The 15030-nt window shown below is 63.7% G+C and carries 16 protein-coding genes; 11 read left to right on the top strand and 5 right to left on the bottom strand.

The window, feature by feature from the left end; translation table 11 throughout:
- Positions 1–84: 84 nt before the first annotated feature.
- The gene (locus tag H9K76_RS18985) at positions 85–1077 is read left to right on the top strand and encodes a Bug family tripartite tricarboxylate transporter substrate binding protein (protein ID WP_187596854.1); all 993 of its coding nucleotides are present in this window, start codon (positions 85–87) and stop codon (positions 1075–1077) included.
- A gap of 51 nt (positions 1078–1128) precedes the next feature.
- On the opposite strand, the gene kefC is transcribed toward H9K76_RS18985, so the two are convergent.
- On the bottom strand, positions 1129–3063 hold the full coding sequence (gene kefC, locus H9K76_RS18980; RefSeq protein WP_187596853.1) for a glutathione-regulated potassium-efflux system protein KefC: 1935 nt from the start codon (positions 3061–3063) through the stop codon (positions 1129–1131).
- A gap of 218 nt (positions 3064–3281) precedes the next feature.
- On the opposite strand from kefC, the gene H9K76_RS18975 reads away from it, so the two are divergent.
- Positions 3282–3920 (top strand): LysE family transporter, encoded by a 639-nt coding sequence (locus H9K76_RS18975; protein WP_187596852.1) that lies wholly within the window; start codon positions 3282–3284, stop codon positions 3918–3920.
- 35 nt (positions 3921–3955) lie between these two features.
- Positions 3956–4573 carry a ParA family protein gene (locus tag H9K76_RS18970; RefSeq protein ID WP_187596851.1) on the top strand — a complete coding sequence of 206 codons (618 nt, stop codon included), beginning with the start codon at positions 3956–3958 and terminating at the stop codon, positions 4571–4573.
- 127 nt (positions 4574–4700) lie between these two features.
- Here the strand turns inward: H9K76_RS18970 and H9K76_RS18965 are convergent, their stop codons facing one another.
- Entirely contained in the window at positions 4701–5021 is a 321-nt protein-coding gene (locus H9K76_RS18965) for a hypothetical protein (protein ID WP_187596850.1), read from the bottom strand.
- Between the two features lie 226 nt (positions 5022–5247).
- Between H9K76_RS18965 and H9K76_RS18960 the strand changes: the two genes are divergently transcribed.
- On the top strand, positions 5248–6189 hold the full coding sequence (locus H9K76_RS18960; RefSeq protein ID WP_187596849.1) for a LysR family transcriptional regulator: 942 nt from the start codon (positions 5248–5250) through the stop codon (positions 6187–6189).
- Between the two features lie 6 nt (positions 6190–6195).
- Here H9K76_RS18960 and trmL read toward each other — a convergent pair whose 3' ends face one another.
- Positions 6196–6684: a tRNA (uridine(34)/cytosine(34)/5-carboxymethylaminomethyluridine(34)-2'-O)-methyltransferase TrmL gene (gene trmL / locus H9K76_RS18955; protein WP_187600738.1), complete on the bottom strand. Its 489-nt coding sequence runs from the start codon at positions 6682–6684 to the stop codon at positions 6196–6198.
- Between the two features lie 43 nt (positions 6685–6727).
- Positions 6728–7489, bottom strand: coding sequence for a ComF family protein (locus H9K76_RS18950; RefSeq protein WP_187596848.1), 762 nt, complete (start codon positions 7487–7489; stop codon positions 6728–6730).
- A 26-nt stretch (positions 7490–7515) separates the two neighbouring features.
- Between H9K76_RS18950 and H9K76_RS18945 the strand changes: the two genes are divergently transcribed.
- From H9K76_RS18945 to H9K76_RS18920, 7 genes are all read left to right on the top strand, one after another.
- Entirely contained in the window at positions 7516–8415 is a 900-nt protein-coding gene (locus tag H9K76_RS18945) for a class I SAM-dependent methyltransferase (protein WP_187596847.1), read from the top strand.
- Positions 8416–8902: 487 nt separating this feature from the next.
- Complete coding sequence (coxB, locus tag H9K76_RS18940) at positions 8903–10489, top strand: cytochrome c oxidase subunit II (protein WP_187596846.1); 1587 nt, start codon at positions 8903–8905, stop codon at positions 10487–10489.
- A gap of 35 nt (positions 10490–10524) precedes the next feature.
- Entirely contained in the window at positions 10525–12162 is a 1638-nt protein-coding gene (ctaD, locus tag H9K76_RS18935; protein ID WP_187596845.1) for a cytochrome c oxidase subunit I, read from the top strand.
- A 33-nt stretch (positions 12163–12195) separates the two neighbouring features.
- The gene (locus tag H9K76_RS23335; protein WP_223196259.1) at positions 12196–12306 is read left to right on the top strand and encodes a cytochrome oxidase small assembly protein; all 111 of its coding nucleotides are present in this window, start codon (positions 12196–12198) and stop codon (positions 12304–12306) included.
- A gap of 15 nt (positions 12307–12321) precedes the next feature.
- Complete coding sequence (locus H9K76_RS18930) at positions 12322–12957, top strand: cytochrome c oxidase assembly protein (RefSeq protein ID WP_187596844.1); 636 nt, start codon at positions 12322–12324, stop codon at positions 12955–12957.
- A gap of 23 nt (positions 12958–12980) precedes the next feature.
- Positions 12981–13220 (top strand): DUF2970 domain-containing protein, encoded by a 240-nt coding sequence (locus tag H9K76_RS18925; protein WP_187600737.1) that lies wholly within the window; start codon positions 12981–12983, stop codon positions 13218–13220.
- Positions 13221–13318: 98 nt separating this feature from the next.
- A complete protein-coding gene (locus H9K76_RS18920) occupies positions 13319–14200 on the top strand; it encodes a cytochrome c oxidase subunit 3 (RefSeq protein WP_187596843.1) in 882 nt (293 codons plus the stop codon).
- Positions 14201–14268: 68 nt separating this feature from the next.
- Here the strand turns inward: H9K76_RS18920 and H9K76_RS18915 are convergent, their stop codons facing one another.
- Positions 14269–14703 (bottom strand): hypothetical protein, encoded by a 435-nt coding sequence (locus tag H9K76_RS18915; RefSeq protein WP_187596842.1) that lies wholly within the window; start codon positions 14701–14703, stop codon positions 14269–14271.
- Positions 14704–15030: the final 327 nt, after the last annotated feature.

Genomic DNA, 15030 nt, shown 5'->3' with positions numbered 1-15030 from the left:
TCAGGACGCGACGGCCCGCGCTCATGAGGCGCGGGCCCGCCCGGACACATCCATCCCCTTCACGATTCGAGGAAACAAGACACCATGGCCCTGATGTTCAACCCCAAGCGACGCTCCGTTCTCGCCACGCTGGCTGCCGCTGCATGCGCAATGCCGTTTGCCGCATCCGCCGCGGACAACTATCCGAGCAAGGTCATCACGATCATCGTGCCGTTCTCCGCAGGCGGAACGACCGACATCCTGGCGCGCGTGATCGCGCAGGACCTCACCCGGCAGCTCGGGCAGTCGGTCGTGGTGGACAACCGCGCCGGCGCGGGTGGCAACATCGGTGGTGCCCTGGCCGCGCGTGCCCCGGCGGATGGCTACACGCTGTTCATGGGCACGGTGGGAACGCATGCGATCAATGCGGCGCTCTACAAGAAGATGCCGTTCAACCCCGTGAAGGACTTCCAGCCCCTGTCGCGCGTGGCGAACGTGCCCAACCTGCTGGTAGCCAACCCCAACCAGCCGTTCCGCACGGTGCCCGAGCTGATCGCCTATGCCAAGGCACATCCGGGCCAGGTGAACTTCGGTTCGTCGGGCAGCGGCAGTTCCATCCACCTGTCGGGCGAGCTGTTCAAGATGATGACCAAGACCGACATGGTCCACGTTCCCTACAAGGGCAGCGCGCCTGCCGTGACCGATCTGCTGGGCAACCAGATCGCCATCATGTTCGACAACATGCCGTCGGCGATCAACCATGTGCGCGCGGGCAAGCTGCGCCCGATCGCGGTGACGACCGCCAAGCGCTCGCCGGAGCTGCCGGATGTGCCGACCATCGCCGAGGCCGGCGTGCCTGGCTATGAGGCCACTTCGTGGTTCGGCATGTTCACGGTGGCCGGAACGCCCAAGCCCGTGGTCGACAAGCTGTCCGCAGCACTCGCGAAGTCGCTTGCGTCGCCGGAAGTGCGTACCAAGATCAAGGAGCAGGGCGGTGAGGTGGTGAGCGAGACGCCCGAGCAGTTCGCCGCGTTCATCCAGTCGGAATCCGACAAGTGGGCCAAGGTGGTGAAGGCTTCCGGGGCCACCGCGGATTGATGTTCCGTTGAAGCCGCCCCGGAGTGGTCCGGGGTGATCCGACGCAGGGGGTCAGCGGGGCGTATCGGCCACGGCGCCTTCTTGGCCCACTACGCCCTTTTCGCCCTCTACACCCTCTGCCCCGCCGGGCGCTGCGCGTTGCGCCAGTTCCTCCGCCAGCGCGGCCTCGCGCTTCTTGCGCTCCTGGCGTTCCTTGGCCATCTGCTCGACCAACTGGGCCCGGCCCTGCTTGGCCACGTCGATCATCTTGGCGCGATCGTGGTGGTGCCCATACATGAGGTTGGCGAGCTCGATGTTGTGGTCGCGAAAGCGCCGGGTCACATACTCGGCCTCGCTCGCCGGAAGGCCCTCGAGTTCCATCACCGTGCGCCCGCTCAGCAGGCTGGACTCGAAGAGCTCGCGCTCGACATACTTCACGCCCAGGTCTCGCAGCTGGTTCCAGTGCGTCACATCGCGCGCCCGTGCGACCACGTTCAGGTGCGGGAAGTGCTTGTTCACGATCTGCACGATCTTGTTGGACTGCTCGGGCTGGTCGACCGCGATCACGATGGTGCGTGCGTGCTCCGCGCCGGCAATACGCAGCAGGTTTACGCGCGTGGCATCGCCATAGAACACGCGGTAGCCGAAGGTGTGCGCCACCTCGAGCATCTCGACGTCATGATCGAGCACGGTGGCCGGAATGCCCTGCGCAAGCATCATGCGCGCCACGATCTGGCCGTAGCGCCCGAAGCCCGCGATGATCACCGGCGCGGATTGCGGCTCGTCGATCTCCTTCACGTCCGACGGCACGGTCTTGAGCGTGGCGAAGCGCTTGAGCAGCAGCCTGTCCATGGCCACCAGCAACAGGGGACTGAGCAACATCGACAGCGCCACTGCGCCGATCAGCATGGATGCCGTCTCGGCGGGAATGGCGTTGAACGATGCGCCGCTCTGGAAGACCACGAAGGCGAATTCGCCGCCCTGCGCCAGCAACAGCGTGAAGACCGGGCGTTCCTGGTAAGGCATCCGGGTGATCTTGGCCAGCGCATAGATGGCAACGGCCTTGATGACGAGAAAGCCCACGAGCAGGCCCAGCATCATCCAGGGCGACTGCAGCAGGACGCCGAAGTCGATGCTCATGCCGACGGCGATGAAGAACAGGCCGAGCAGCAGGCCCTTGAAGGGTTCGATGTCGGTTTCGAGCTCGCGGCGGTATTCGCTGTCGGCCAGCAGCACGCCGGCAAGGAAGGCGCCGAGCGCCATCGACAGGCCCACGGTGAGCATCAGCATGGCGATGCCCACCACGAGGAACAGCGATGCCGCGGTGAAGATCTCCGGCGTGTTGCTCTTGGCGATCCAGCGCAGCAGCGGGCGCAGCAGAAGGCGGCCGCCGAGCACGATGGCGCCAACCACGCCGATGATCTTGGCCACCTCGAAGGCCACGTGCCCGGGGTCATGCGTGAGTCCCGCTCCGCCCGCAATGGCGCCGGCGCCCAGCAGCGGCAGCAGGGCAAGAATGGGGATCGCGGCAACGTCCTGGAACAGCAGGATGGAGAAGGCCTTCTGGCCCCCGTCGGTGCGCATCAGGTTGCGCTCCTCGAGCGACTGCAGCGCGATTGCCGTGGAGGAGAGCGCCAGCCCCAGTGCGCCCACGAGGCCCACGCGCCACGGCAGCCCCATGGCCCATGCGGCCAGCCACAGCAGTCCCGCGCACAGCACCATCTGCGCGGAGCCCAGTCCGAAGATCGGGCGGCGCAGGTTCCACAGCCTGCTTGGCTGCAGTTCCAGCCCCACGAGGAACAGCATCAGCACCACGCCGAATTCGGCGAAATGCAGGATGTCCTGCACATTGCTGATCAGGCGCAGGCCCCACGGGCCGATCGCGATGCCGGCCGCAAGATAGCCGATGATGGCACCCAGTCCCAGCGCGCGTGCGATGGGAACGGCTATGACGGCCGCGGCCAGGTAGGTGAAGCCGTAGGTGAGCCAGGCGGGGGCGTTGGACATGGATGAAGCGCCGTATGGATGTTGTGTTGTGCGGATCGGGTTCGCCAGACGATAGCAATTTGCGGAAAAGCCGCGCCCATCGGGCTCCGGTGTATTTGTAATTTTTCGTTATTGACCTCGCCCGCGCTCCGGCATGCGGGGCGCGGCAGCACGGGCACCTGCCACTGACTAGAATTTGCGGATCTTCATTTTTGGCCGGATCGGGCGGGAGTTTCAGCATGGAATGGCATACCTGGGTCGCGTTTTTCATTGCCTCCTGGCTGATTGCCATTTCTCCCGGTTCCGGCGCCGTGCTGTGCATGAGCCACGGGCTGTCCTACGGCGTGCGCAAGACCGAGGGCACGATCATCGGGCTCGAGATCGGCCTGCTGTTCATTCTGGTGGTCGCGGGTGCGGGCGTGGGCTCGCTGCTGATCGCCTCGGAAGTCGCGTTCAACGTGGTCAAGGTGCTGGGTGCCTGCTACCTGATCTACTTGGGCTTCATGCAGTGGCGCTCCGGAGCGGGCAGCCCCATGGAGGCCGGCGAGCAGGTGGCGCCCATGAGCCTGCGCCGCCGCATCTTCACCGGCATGCTCACCAATGCCACCAACCCCAAGGGCATTGTCTTTATGGTGGCGGTGCTGCCGCAGTTCATGACGGATGCGCGCCCGCTGTGGATGCAGCTCCTGGTGATGGCGGTGACCCTGATCTTCGTCGACATGATCGTGATGACCGGCTATGCTGCCAGCGCCAGTGCGCTGCGCCGCTGGATGCGCAGCCAGCGCGCGATGCGCAACCAGAACCGCGTCTTCGGCGGATTGCTGATGCTGGTGGGCACGGGGCTCTTCTTCGTCAAGCGCGGAGGCCAGCACGCCTGAGCCCGGTGGACGAATGATGTGCAAAGGAGTCAGGCATGGCGGTAGTTGCAGTCGCGAATCCCAAGGGCGGGGTCGGTAAGTCCACGCTCTCCACCAATGTGGCAGGCTACCTCGCGCGCCGCGGCGAACGCGTGGTGCTGGGCGATGTGGATCGCCAGCAGTCGTCGCGGCTGTGGCTGAGCCAGCGGCCCGAGGCGGCACGCTCCATCGGCCTGTGGAAGACGTCGGCCGACGACTTCGAGCGTCCTCCGGCCGACGCCGTGCATGCCGTGCTCGATACCCCCGCGGGGTTGCATGGAAAACTCTTCAAGGAAGTACTCAAGGTTGCCGACAAGGTGATCGTGCCGCTGCAGGCAAGCGTGTTCGACATCTTCGCGACACAGGCGTTCCTCGCGGAGCTGGCGCAGCACAAGCACGCGAGCGGGGTGCAGGTGGGCATCGTGGGCATGCGGGTCGATGGTCGCACGCTGTCCTCGGGGCAATTGGCGGAATTCATCGAGGGCCTGCGCCTGCCGGTGCTGGGCTACCTGCGCGATACGCAGAACTATGTGCACCTGGCCGCGCACGGGCTCAGCCTGTTCGATGTGACGCCGGGCAGGGTGTCCCGTGACCTGGAGCAGTGGGCGGGGATCTGCCGCTGGATAGACGAGTAAGCAACCACTCTCGTTTTCAGTACACCCCGTTATTCCACGAAGATACAAAAAAAGCCGCCTCGCCATGGGCGAGCGGCTTTCAATGGGTCGTTCTATACCGTCGTGGCCCGCAGGCCACGCAAGGGTATTACTGCACGGAGCCTTCACCGAAGACTGCAACGCCGCCATGGGCTGCGGCGGCAGCCTGGCGCTGCACATCGCTGCGGGTCGCCGTCGACTGGCTGCGGGCGCTTGTGTCGACATAGCTGTCGCCACCGGCCAGGGGCAGGGAGCCATCCTTGCGGGCGGCCAGGAAGGCGTTGCTCACTTGCTGGCGGGACATCGAGCTCTGGGCGTTGACGATGTCGGTGGCGTAACCGGCTTCGGCGCTCTGGACCTGGGCCTGGGCGCTCACGGCACCCAGGGCGAGGACGGCAACGGCAACAGTGGTGTTCAGAATGTTCTTCATGGTCTTCTTTCCTTTCAACTCAACGATCGGTTTGTTCATTTCGTTTGGCGGGCAGGGTGATCGGATTGATCGTCCATCTGCTTCCGTCATTCGGTGTGCGGGGATACCGTGCATCGATGGGTCAACTGTATTCGTGTCATCAAACTGAAAAAAGCCTCTGATAAGCAATTCATTGTTTTAGAAATTGAAATAATATTGGGGAACTTTCCCAAAGTGGTGGCGGCAAATGGACAAACTCCAGGCAATGCACGTTTTTCAGGCGGTGGTCGATGAGGGTGGTTTTGCCGCCGCCGCGCGCGTGCTGGACATGTCGCCGGCGGGGGTGACCCGCTATGTGTCCGAGCTCGAGAGCGATGTCGGTGCGCGGCTGCTGCAGCGCACCACGCGCAAGGTGTCGCTGACCGAGGCTGGCGAGGCCTATCTCGCACGGGTGCGGCACATCCTGAGCGACGTGGAGGATGCGCGCGCGGTGGCCCAGGCCCACACCATGGAGGTCGCGGGCGTGTTGCGCATCACGGCCGCGCCGCTGCTGGCCTCGCATCTGCTGGCACCCGCGATCGCTGGATTCCGCCGCCTGCATCCGCGCGTGACCTTCGATATTTCCGTCGAGGCCGGGGGCGTGGGCTCGGTGAGCGACTATGACATCCGGCTGCTGAGCGCACCGTCGGACTTCAACGGCAACATGATCGCGCGGCCGATCATCACCACGGTGGGCGTGCTGTGCGCGTCACCCGAGTACCTGAAGGAGCATGGAACGCCGAAGACACCCGACGAACTGCAGCACCACGACTGCCTGCAGTTCAAGCACCCGGACCGGCGCAGCGGCGTCGTGCTGCTGACCAATCCCGAGGCGGATGGGCTGACGGTGGAGGTGCCCGTGCGCCCGGTCTGCCAGATCAATTATGTCGATACGCTGTTGCGGGCCGTGCTCGACGGGGCTGGCATCACGGCGCAGCCCATGGAGCTGGCAGCACCCTATCTCAACAGCGGCAAGCTGGTGCGGGTGCTGGCGCCCTGGACCACGGCACAACTCACGCTGTACGCGGCGCTGCCGAGCCGCAAGTTCCTTCCGGCACGCACCCAGGCGTTTCTGGACTATCTCACCCAGCGCACGCGCAATTCGGTGCACACCGCCATGCTGGGCGCTCTGCACGTGCAGCGTCCTTGAAGGAGGTCAGCGGGCCGCCTGGGCCGAGCCGGGCTGCGGGAATCCGTTCTGACGCCAGGCCTCGAACACCGTCACTGCCACGGCATTGGACAGGTTGAGGCTGCGCTGGTCGGGCAGCATGGGCAGGCGCAGGCGCTGCTCGTTCGGGAACGAATCGCGCAGTTCGGGCGGCAATCCGCGCGACTCGGAGCCGAAGATCAGCCAGTCGCCCGGCTGGAAAAGGGTGTCGAACACCGACTGGCTGCCGCGCGTGGTCATTGCGAACATGCGCGAGAAGTCCGGCGTTTCGTCACGCAGCAGGGCCGTCCAGCCGGCATGGCGACGAACCTCGGCGTACTCATGGTAGTCGAGGCCGGCGCGGCGCATGTAGCGATCCTCCATCGAAAAGCCGAGGGGCTCCACCAGATGCAGCGTGCAGCCCGTGTTGGCGGCCAGGCGGATGACGTTGCCGGTGTTGGGCGGAATTTCGGGTTCGACGAGGACGATATGCAGCATGGCCCGTATTGTCATGCGGTTCTGCCCGGCCCGTGTCGAGCCGTCAGGCGGTGCGCGCCAGCACCCAGGCGCTCACGGAGCGTGCGCCGGCACCGCGCAGCGCAAGCGCGGCGGCCTGCAGCGTCGCGCCGGTGGTCATCACGTCGTCGATCAGCAGCACATCACGGCCGGCCAGCCGATGCGCCATGCGAGGCTCGACGGCGAACGCGCCCTGCAGGTTGCGCAGGCGTTCCCTGCGGCCAAGCCTGCTCTGCGCGGAGGGGTGCCGCACCCTCTGGAGCAGGCGGGAATGCAGCGTTCCCGGCAGCGCAAGATGCCGCGCAAGCAGCAGCGCCTGATTGAAGCCCCGCTCGGCCAGGCGTTCGCGCGACAAGGGCACCGGCAGCACCAGTTCGGCATGCTGCCGGAGGCTGGCGGCCCGCGGCGCCCGGAGCATGAGGCGCGCGAGCGTACCGCTCCAGCCGGGATCGCCCGCGAACTTGAACGCGGTGATCGCGTCGGACCAGGGGTAGGCATAGTCGAGGGCCGCCGTGCAGGCGTCGAGCGCGGGAGGGTGAAGCAGGCACTCGCCGCATTGCGCGATGTCCGGTGGCAGGGCCATCGCGCAGGTGAGGCAACGATGGCGCCGAAAGGCGAAGCGCGCAACGCAGCGCTCGCAGATGCGTGAGGCTGGCCACGCGCGGCACACGGCGCATTGGCTCGGAAGCCGGTGCCAGAGGTTGGCAATGGCCGATGCGGCGGCTGTAACCGAGGCGGCGGCCACCGGGAGCCGCGCCGAAATCCCTCTCGTGCTCGTGATTTGCATGATCTCCCTACAATCCTGCACTCTCCATGTCAGAACAATTGCCTCCCACCATCGACCCGACCGCCGCGCAGCGCTGGCATGCGCGCGCTGCGGACGCCTCCCCCTGGCTGCACGAGGAGATCGCGCGGCGCATGCAGGAGCGGCTCCAGTGGATGCGCGAGAAACCCGCCAACTGGTGCGACTGGGATCCGCTGCGGGGAGGCATCGAGGGCCATGCGCTGGTGCAGCAGCAGTTCGCGCAGGCCGCCTGCCAGATCAACGAAACCTCGTCCGCCCAGGGGCGCGAGCGCGTGCAGGAGCTGCTCGGCAAACCCTGGTGGACCCTTGGCCGCTGGTCGGGGCCCGCGCAGCGGTTCGGCATCCCCGAGGATGCCAGTGTGCAGATGCTCTGGTCCAACATGGCGCTGCACTCCGCTGCGAATCCTCAAGCCTTGATCGAGCAGTGGCATCGTTCGCTGGCCGTCGGCGGCTATGTGATGTTTTCCTGTCTCGGCCCGGACACGGTGCGCGAGATCCATGCGGTCTACGCGGAACAGGGCTGGCCGGTGCCGGGCCATTCGATGACCGACATGCACGATTGGGGCGACATGCTGGTTCATGCCGGATTCGCCGAACCGGTGATGGACATGGAGCGCATCACGCTCACCTTCGCCTCGGCCGCCCGCCTGCTCGAGGAACTGCGCGGCCTGGGCCGCAACCTGCACCCGCAGCGCTTTGGGGCCCTGCGCGGGCGCGGCTTCAAGGCACGGCTGGAGCAAGCACTTGCGGCACGCCTGGCGGGCCCGGAGCAGGGCGGGCAGCTGGCGATCACCTTCGAGATCATCTACGGCCACGCCTTCAAGCCCCAGCCCCGGGTCAAGGTGGAGGCGCAGAGCGCGGTGACGCTCGATGACATGCGCACGATGTTGCGTAAAGGCCGTCAGTGACTCTGCAATATTGAGATTGCTTGGCGGCGCGTCAATGATTTTCGTCAATGCACGCTACAATTCTTGGTGATTGCGAATTCGGAACTTTTTGCGAGCGGGCCGATCTTGGCGCTCCGCCTCGCATATCTTGACGGGAGTCAAGATCCATTTTCGGTCGTGTCGAATCGTCTCGGGACTAATGCGGATTGCATGAGTTTTGGCGGGTCGGCATGCTCCTGTCATTTGGATGGTTTCAAGCGGGACAAACTAATCGGGTAGTCGATTGACCCTCGCGATGGATTGCGGAGACAACAGGCTGATGGATAACAGCCTGGATTTGATGGAAACCGGGTTCATGTGGACTGCGGACTGCTGGCGGGCGGCACCCTTGCGGGCGTGGTCGGCCGGCGCTCCGGTGAAGTGGAATTCGCATGGCTTTGCTGGTGCTTGACCCACGAGGGCGCAGCAAGGGATTGGTCAAATTGAGGCTTAGAAGTAAGTGAGAACTATGAAGAGCATTTCCAAAAAGCTGGCTTCTATGCTGCTGGTGGCCGGGACGTGGATGGGCACAGCAGCCCACGCGGTTCAGGATCTTCCCGGTGGTCCGGCAGTCAAACAGCTCAATCTTGCGCCACCAGTCACGCGCATTGCTGAAGAGCAGCATTTCCTTCACTGGATGATGTTGATCATCTGTACAGTGATTTTCATCGGCGTGTTCGCCGTGATGTTCTATTCCATCTGGAAGCATCGCAAATCCCGGGGCGCCAAGGCCGCGAATTTCCATGAGTCCGTCACCGTCGAGGTGGTGTGGACCATCATCCCCTTCATCATCGTGATCCTGATGGCTCTGCCGGCCACCAAGGTGCTGGTGGCCCAGAAGGACACCACCAACGCGGATCTCACGATCAAGGCCACCGGCTACCAGTGGAAGTGGGGCTACGACTACATCTCCGGCGAGGGGGAAGGCCTGGGCTTCATCTCCACGCTCGATACGGCGCAGCGCCAGATGTCCAACAGCGGCGACGTGAGCCAGGCGCCCAACGACTACCTGCTCAAGGTGGACAACCCGCTGGTCGTGCCGGTCAACAAGAAGGTGCGCGTGATCACCACCGCTCAGGACGTGATCCACTCGTTCATGGTGCCGGCCTTCGGCATCAAGCAGGACGCGATCCCCGGCTTCGTGCGCGACACCTGGTTCCGTGCGGAAAAAGTGGGCGACTACTACGGCCAGTGCGCCGAGCTCTGCGGCAAGGAGCACGCCTACATGCCGATCCACGTGAAGGTGCTGTCCGCGGAGGACTACACCAAGTGGGTGGATGGCGAGAAGAAGAAGGCTGCGGCCAAGCAGGATGACCCGAACAAGGTCTGGACGCTGACCGACCTGGTGGCCCGTGGCGAAAAGGTCTACGCTGCCAACTGCGCGGCCTGCCACCAGGCCAACGGCAAGGGTGCCGGTCCGATCAAGGCGCTGGATGGCAGCCCCGTGGTGCTGGGCCCGACCGCCGACATGATGCACGCCGTGCTGGAAGGCCGTGCGAATGGCGCGATGCCCGCATGGAAGCAGCTGAGCGATACCGACCTGGCAGCCGTGGTCACCTTTGCCAAGAACCACTGGGGCAACAAGACCGGCCAGCTGGTCCAGCCTGCCGAATTCGTTGCCGCACGCGGTGGCAAGTTCCCTGAAGGCGGCGGTGCCGCAGCCGCCCCGGCGGCAGCAGCGGCTCCTGCAGCCCCTGCGGCTGCGGCACCGGCCAGCGCCGACGCCACGGCACAGGCCAACGGCCCGTTCCAGATCTTCTTTGAGACCGGCAAGAGCGAACTGGGCCCCGAGGCCCAGGCCGAAGCCAAGCGTGCAGCCGACTACTGGAATGCGCACAAGGATGGCAAGATCGCCCTGTCCGGTTTCGTCGATTCGACCGGCAGCGCCGACGTGAATGCCGAGCTCGCCAAGAAGCGCGCCCAGGCCGTCGCCAAGGTGCTCACGGACCATGGCGTGGCAGCAGACCGCATCGAGCTGCGCAAGCCCGAAACGGTGACCGCAGGGGCCGGTGGCGATCGTCAGGCGCGCCGCGTCGACGTCGTCGCCGCGCAATGACGAGTCCAGCACAGAAGATCGATTGGAGATAAGAAATGAGCGCAGTACTGGACAACCACGGTCATGCAGGCGGTCACGATCACGGACATGACGACCACCACCATGGCGCGCCGCACGGCTGGCGTCGCTGGGTGTTCGCCACGAACCACAAGGACATCGGGACGCTGTACCTGCTGTTCTCGTTCACCATGCTCATGGTGGGCGGCATACTGGCGCTGCTGATCCGCGCCGAGCTGTTCGAGCCCGGCTTGCAGCTGGTCAATCCCGAGCTGTTCAACCAGCTCACCACCATGCACGGCCTGATCATGGTGTTCGGCGCCATCATGCCGGCCTTCGTGGGCTTCGCCAACTGGATGATTCCGCTGCAGATCGGCGCATCCGACATGGCCTTCGCCCGCATGAACAACTTCAGCTTCTGGCTGCTGATCCCCGCGGCCATCATGCTGGTCGGTTCGTTCTTCATGCCCGGCGGCGCACCCGCCGCAGGCTGGACGCTGTATGCACCGCTGACCCTGCAGATGGGCCCGTCGATGGATGCCGGCATCTTTGCCATGCACATCATGGGTGCCTCGTCCATCATGGGCGCGATCAACATCATCGTGACCATCCTGAACATGCGCGCTCCCGGCATGACGCTGATGAAGATGCCGATGTTCTGCTGGACCTGGCTGATCACCGCCTACCTGCTGATCGCCGTGATGCCCGTGCTGGCAGGCGCCATCACCATGACGCTGACCGACCGTCACTTCGGCACCAGCTTCTTCAATCCCGCCGGCGGCGGCGACCCGGTGATGTACCAGCACATCTTCTGGTTCTTCGGCCACCCCGAGGTGTACATCATGATCTTGCCGGCGTTCGGCATCGTGAGCCAGATCGTGCCGGCCTTCAGCCGCAAGAAGCTGTTCGGCTATGCATCGATGGTGTATGCGACCGCCTCCATCGCGATCCTGTCGTTCATCGTGTGGGCGCACCACATGTTCACCACCGGCATGCCAGTTACCGGCCAGCTGTTCTTCATGTACGCGACCATGCTGATCTCCGTGCCCACGGCCGTGAAGATCTTCAACTGGGTGGCGACGATGTGGCGCGGCTCGATGACCTTCGAGACCCCGATGCTGTTCAGCGTGGGCTTCATCTTCGTGTTCACGATGGGCGGCTTCACCGGCCTGATCCTGTCGATGGCCCCGATCGACATCCAGCTGCAGGACACCTACTACGTGGTGGCCCACTTCCACTACGTGCTGGTGGCAGGTTCGCTGTTCTCGATGTTCGCGGGCTACTACTACTGGGCCCCCAAGTGGACCGGCGTGATGTACTCCGAAACGCGTGGCCGCATCCACTTCTGGGGCTCGCTGATCACCTTCAACGTCACCTTCTTCCCGATGCACTTCCTGGGTCTTGCCGGCATGCCACGCCGCTATGCCGACTACCCGATGCAGTTCGCCGACTTCAACATGCTCGCGTCGATCGGCGCGTTCGGCTTCGGCCTCATGCAGGTGTACTTCTTCCTGTTCGTCGTGGTGCCGGGCATGCGCGGCAAGGGCGAGAAGGCCGCTGCGAAGCCATGGGAAGCCGCGGAAGGCCTGGAGTGGGAAGTTCCCTCGCCGGCACCGTTCCACACCTTCGAGAACCCACCCAAGCTGGACGCCACCGCAACCCGCGTGATCGGCTGATCGCAGGCGGCAATTTCAGGAAACTTCGACACCATGGCAACACCCGATCAGAAGAAAGCGAATGCCCGGCTGGGATGGATCCTGCTGTCGGTGGCCGTCGCCTTCTTCATCGGCTTCATGGTGAAGATGGCCTGGTTGCATTGAGCGGGACGACGTGACATGAGCACCCAACGCGAAAACATCAAGATGGTCGGCAAGCTGGCAGTCATCACTGTCGGCATGTTCGCGTTCGGCTATGTGCTCATTCCCATCTACAAGCACATCTGCGAAGTCACGGGCATCAACATCCTTTCGCTCTCCGAGCGCCAGGTGCCGGGCAACGGTGCCGCCGGCAAGGACGTTCGCGTGCCCTCGAACTCGCAGGTCGACTACAGCCGCACCATCACCGTCGAGTTCGACGCGAATGCGCGCGGGCCATGGCAGTTCAAGCCCGCCAAGAGCTCGCTCAAGGTGCATCCGGGCGAGCTCGCCACGGTGATGTACGAGTTCCAGAACGTGCAGAACCACAGGATGGCCGCGCAGGCCATCCCGAGCTATGCACCACGCCAGGCGACCGCCTTCTTCAACAAGCTCGAGTGCTTCTGCTTCAACCAGTACACGCTGGAAGCGGGCGAGAAGCGCGAGTGGCCGGTCACGTTCGTGATCGACCCGCGCCTGTCCAAGGACGTCACCACCATCACCCTGTCCTATACCTTCTTCGAGGTGGGCGGCAAGACGCCTCCGGCGCCTGAATCCACGGCTGCGCTGCAGCAGCCTGCAGCAGTCACTGCACCCGCAGCGGGAGGGCAATCGTGATGACGAGCAAGGAAGCAGTTGCGATGCAGGATGAAGAGCACAAGGAGCAGGGCAGGGGCCAGGGCGATTCGCCGCTCGAGCGCAAGGGATCGCTGCTGCGCACCGTGCGCGCGGTGGCATGGTCGATGATCGGCCTGCGAAAGGGAGCCGAGTACCAGAAGGACATCGAGAAGCTCAATCCCATCCACATCATCGTGGTGGGGCTGGTGGCGCTGGTGCTTCTGGTGGTCGGGCTGATAGTGCTGGTGAACTGGATAGTCTGAACAAGAGACAACACGAGACAACACGAGACGACAAGCGAAGCTCGCGTTTCGCGGCAACACAAACCGATAACAGAGATTTGAGAGATTCAGGAGCTGAAATGAGTGCAACAACCCACGGCAGCACGCCTTACTACTACGTACCGGCCGATTCGCGTCATCCGGTCATGGCGGCGATCGGTTTGTTTCTGGTGATCCTGGGCGCGAGCCAGTGGATCAACGGCCATGAGTGGGGCATGTATTCGCTTGCCATCGGCCTCATCTGGTGGCTGTTCGTACTCTGGCAGTGGTTCGGTGATGCACGCCGCGAAAGCGAGGGTGGTCTGTACAGCACCCGCATCGACCTGTCGTATCGCTGGAGCATGAGCTGGTTCATCTTCTCAGAGGTGATGTTCTTCGGTGCCTTCTTCACCGCGCTGTGGTGGGGCCGCTCGCACTCGGTGCCGGCGCTTGGCAGCCTGGACAATGCCCTGCTGTGGCCCGACTTCAAGGCCGTCTGGCCCAGCGTCGCCGCCGGCGTGACGGCAGCGCCTGCCGGCCTCGTCGAGCCGTTCCAGACCGTGGGTCCCTTCTGGTTGCCCACCATCAACACGGCCCTGCTGCTGACCTCGGGCGTGACCTTGACGATTGCCCACCACGCGCTGCGTGAGAACCATCGCAGCAAGTGCATCAACTTCATGTGGATGACCGTGATCCTGGGCCTGATCTTCCTGTTCGTGCAGGGCTATGAGTACCACCACCTGTATTCTGAACTGAACCTGAAGCTCAATTCGGGCATCTACGGCTCCACGTTCTACCTGCTGACCGGCTTCCACGGCTTCCACGTGTTCGTGGGCATGCTGATGCTGTTCTTCATCACGCTGCGCCTGATGAAGGGCGACTTCACCGCCGAGAAGCATTTCGGCTTCGAAGGTGCCGCCTGGTACTGGCACTTCGTGGACGTGGTGTGGCTGGGCCTGTACATCCTGGTGTACTGGATGTAGTCCAGGGTTCTTTCCCAACGAAAAAGCGCCTCCTTGTGAGGCGCTTTTTCGTTGGGGGCGGCAGCGGATCAGAGTGTCGTCCAGATGGCGTCCCAGCCGTCGTACTCGCCAAAGTGCTGGGTCAGCGGTTCGATCGGGCGGGTGGGGTCGTGCCGGGCTCCGACGATCTGCAGGCGCCTGAAGCGGTGGGACTCGGGCAGTTGCAGGTTGCGTATGGCGAAGGTCGGAGTGCAGGCCACGCACGGCATGTGGATGCCCAGGAACAGCAGCACCTTCTCGCACCGCCCCAGTGGCGTGGAGCGGAACCAGTCGACCGTCCCCCGATCAATGCCGTTGCGCGGCAGGTAGAGCATGGAGTGGGGGATGCGCGACGCATCCAGGCCATGGCCCTGGCGAGGCAGCTTGCCCAGGTAGTCATGGAGCAGCAGGCGGACCGACTGGGGGGCGGGCGCTGCGTGTCCGGCACTGATCCAGCGCGCCAATACCTTCGCGTTCTCGGGCATGCATTCCATGGTGGGGCTTTCAAGGGCTGAGGCGCACGGACAAGAACAGGGACAAAAAAAATGACCGGCCAGCAGGCCGGTCACCTCAGCAAAGTTGAAACTGGAGTTTCTAGGACCGATCAACTTCATGACGCTGATGTCCGCATTCGATTAGCCAAAATGCGAATACGGATGCGCCAATGTATCTAATCTTGGAAATTCAAAAAAATGAAAAATATCTACTGAGATATTTGTTCTGGAGGATTATTCAAGATGCATCTATATGCTCTTATTTATATTTCATAAATAAATCTTGGAAGAGTGATTGAATATGGAAAAATGAAGGTT

The sequence above is a fragment of the Diaphorobacter ruginosibacter genome (genome assembly GCF_014395975.1).
In the GTDB taxonomy this organism is placed as follows: domain Bacteria; phylum Pseudomonadota; class Gammaproteobacteria; order Burkholderiales; family Burkholderiaceae_C; genus Diaphorobacter_A; species Diaphorobacter_A ruginosibacter.
This window is presented reverse-complemented; position numbering and strand designations above follow the sequence as displayed.

Coding starts and splice junctions, on each gene's coding strand:
- H9K76_RS18960 (WP_187596849.1), top strand. CDS start 5,248: ATGGACAAACTCCAGGCAATGCACGTTTTTCAGGCGGTGGTCGATGAG.
- H9K76_RS18970 (WP_187596851.1), top strand. CDS start 3,956: ATGGCGGTAGTTGCAGTCGCGAATCCCAAGGGCGGGGTCGGTAAGTCC.
- ctaD (WP_187596845.1), top strand. CDS start 10,525: ATGAGCGCAGTACTGGACAACCACGGTCATGCAGGCGGTCACGATCAC.
- H9K76_RS18975 (WP_187596852.1), top strand. CDS start 3,282: ATGGAATGGCATACCTGGGTCGCGTTTTTCATTGCCTCCTGGCTGATT.
- H9K76_RS18965 (WP_187596850.1), bottom strand. CDS start 5,021: ATGAAGAACATTCTGAACACCACTGTTGCCGTTGCCGTCCTCGCCCTG.
- coxB (WP_187596846.1), top strand. CDS start 8,903: ATGAAGAGCATTTCCAAAAAGCTGGCTTCTATGCTGCTGGTGGCCGGG.
- H9K76_RS18985 (WP_187596854.1), top strand. CDS start 85: ATGGCCCTGATGTTCAACCCCAAGCGACGCTCCGTTCTCGCCACGCTG.
- H9K76_RS18930 (WP_187596844.1), top strand. CDS start 12,322: ATGAGCACCCAACGCGAAAACATCAAGATGGTCGGCAAGCTGGCAGTC.
- H9K76_RS18945 (WP_187596847.1), top strand. CDS start 7,516: ATGTCAGAACAATTGCCTCCCACCATCGACCCGACCGCCGCGCAGCGC.
- H9K76_RS18950 (WP_187596848.1), bottom strand. CDS start 7,489: ATGCAAATCACGAGCACGAGAGGGATTTCGGCGCGGCTCCCGGTGGCC.
- H9K76_RS18925 (WP_187600737.1), top strand. CDS start 12,981: ATGCAGGATGAAGAGCACAAGGAGCAGGGCAGGGGCCAGGGCGATTCG.
- trmL (WP_187600738.1), bottom strand. CDS start 6,684: ATGCTGCATATCGTCCTCGTCGAACCCGAAATTCCGCCCAACACCGGC.
- H9K76_RS18915 (WP_187596842.1), bottom strand. CDS start 14,703: ATGCCCGAGAACGCGAAGGTATTGGCGCGCTGGATCAGTGCCGGACAC.
- H9K76_RS18920 (WP_187596843.1), top strand. CDS start 13,319: ATGAGTGCAACAACCCACGGCAGCACGCCTTACTACTACGTACCGGCC.
- kefC (WP_187596853.1), bottom strand. CDS start 3,063: ATGTCCAACGCCCCCGCCTGGCTCACCTACGGCTTCACCTACCTGGCC.
- H9K76_RS23335 (WP_223196259.1), top strand. CDS start 12,196: ATGGCAACACCCGATCAGAAGAAAGCGAATGCCCGGCTGGGATGGATC.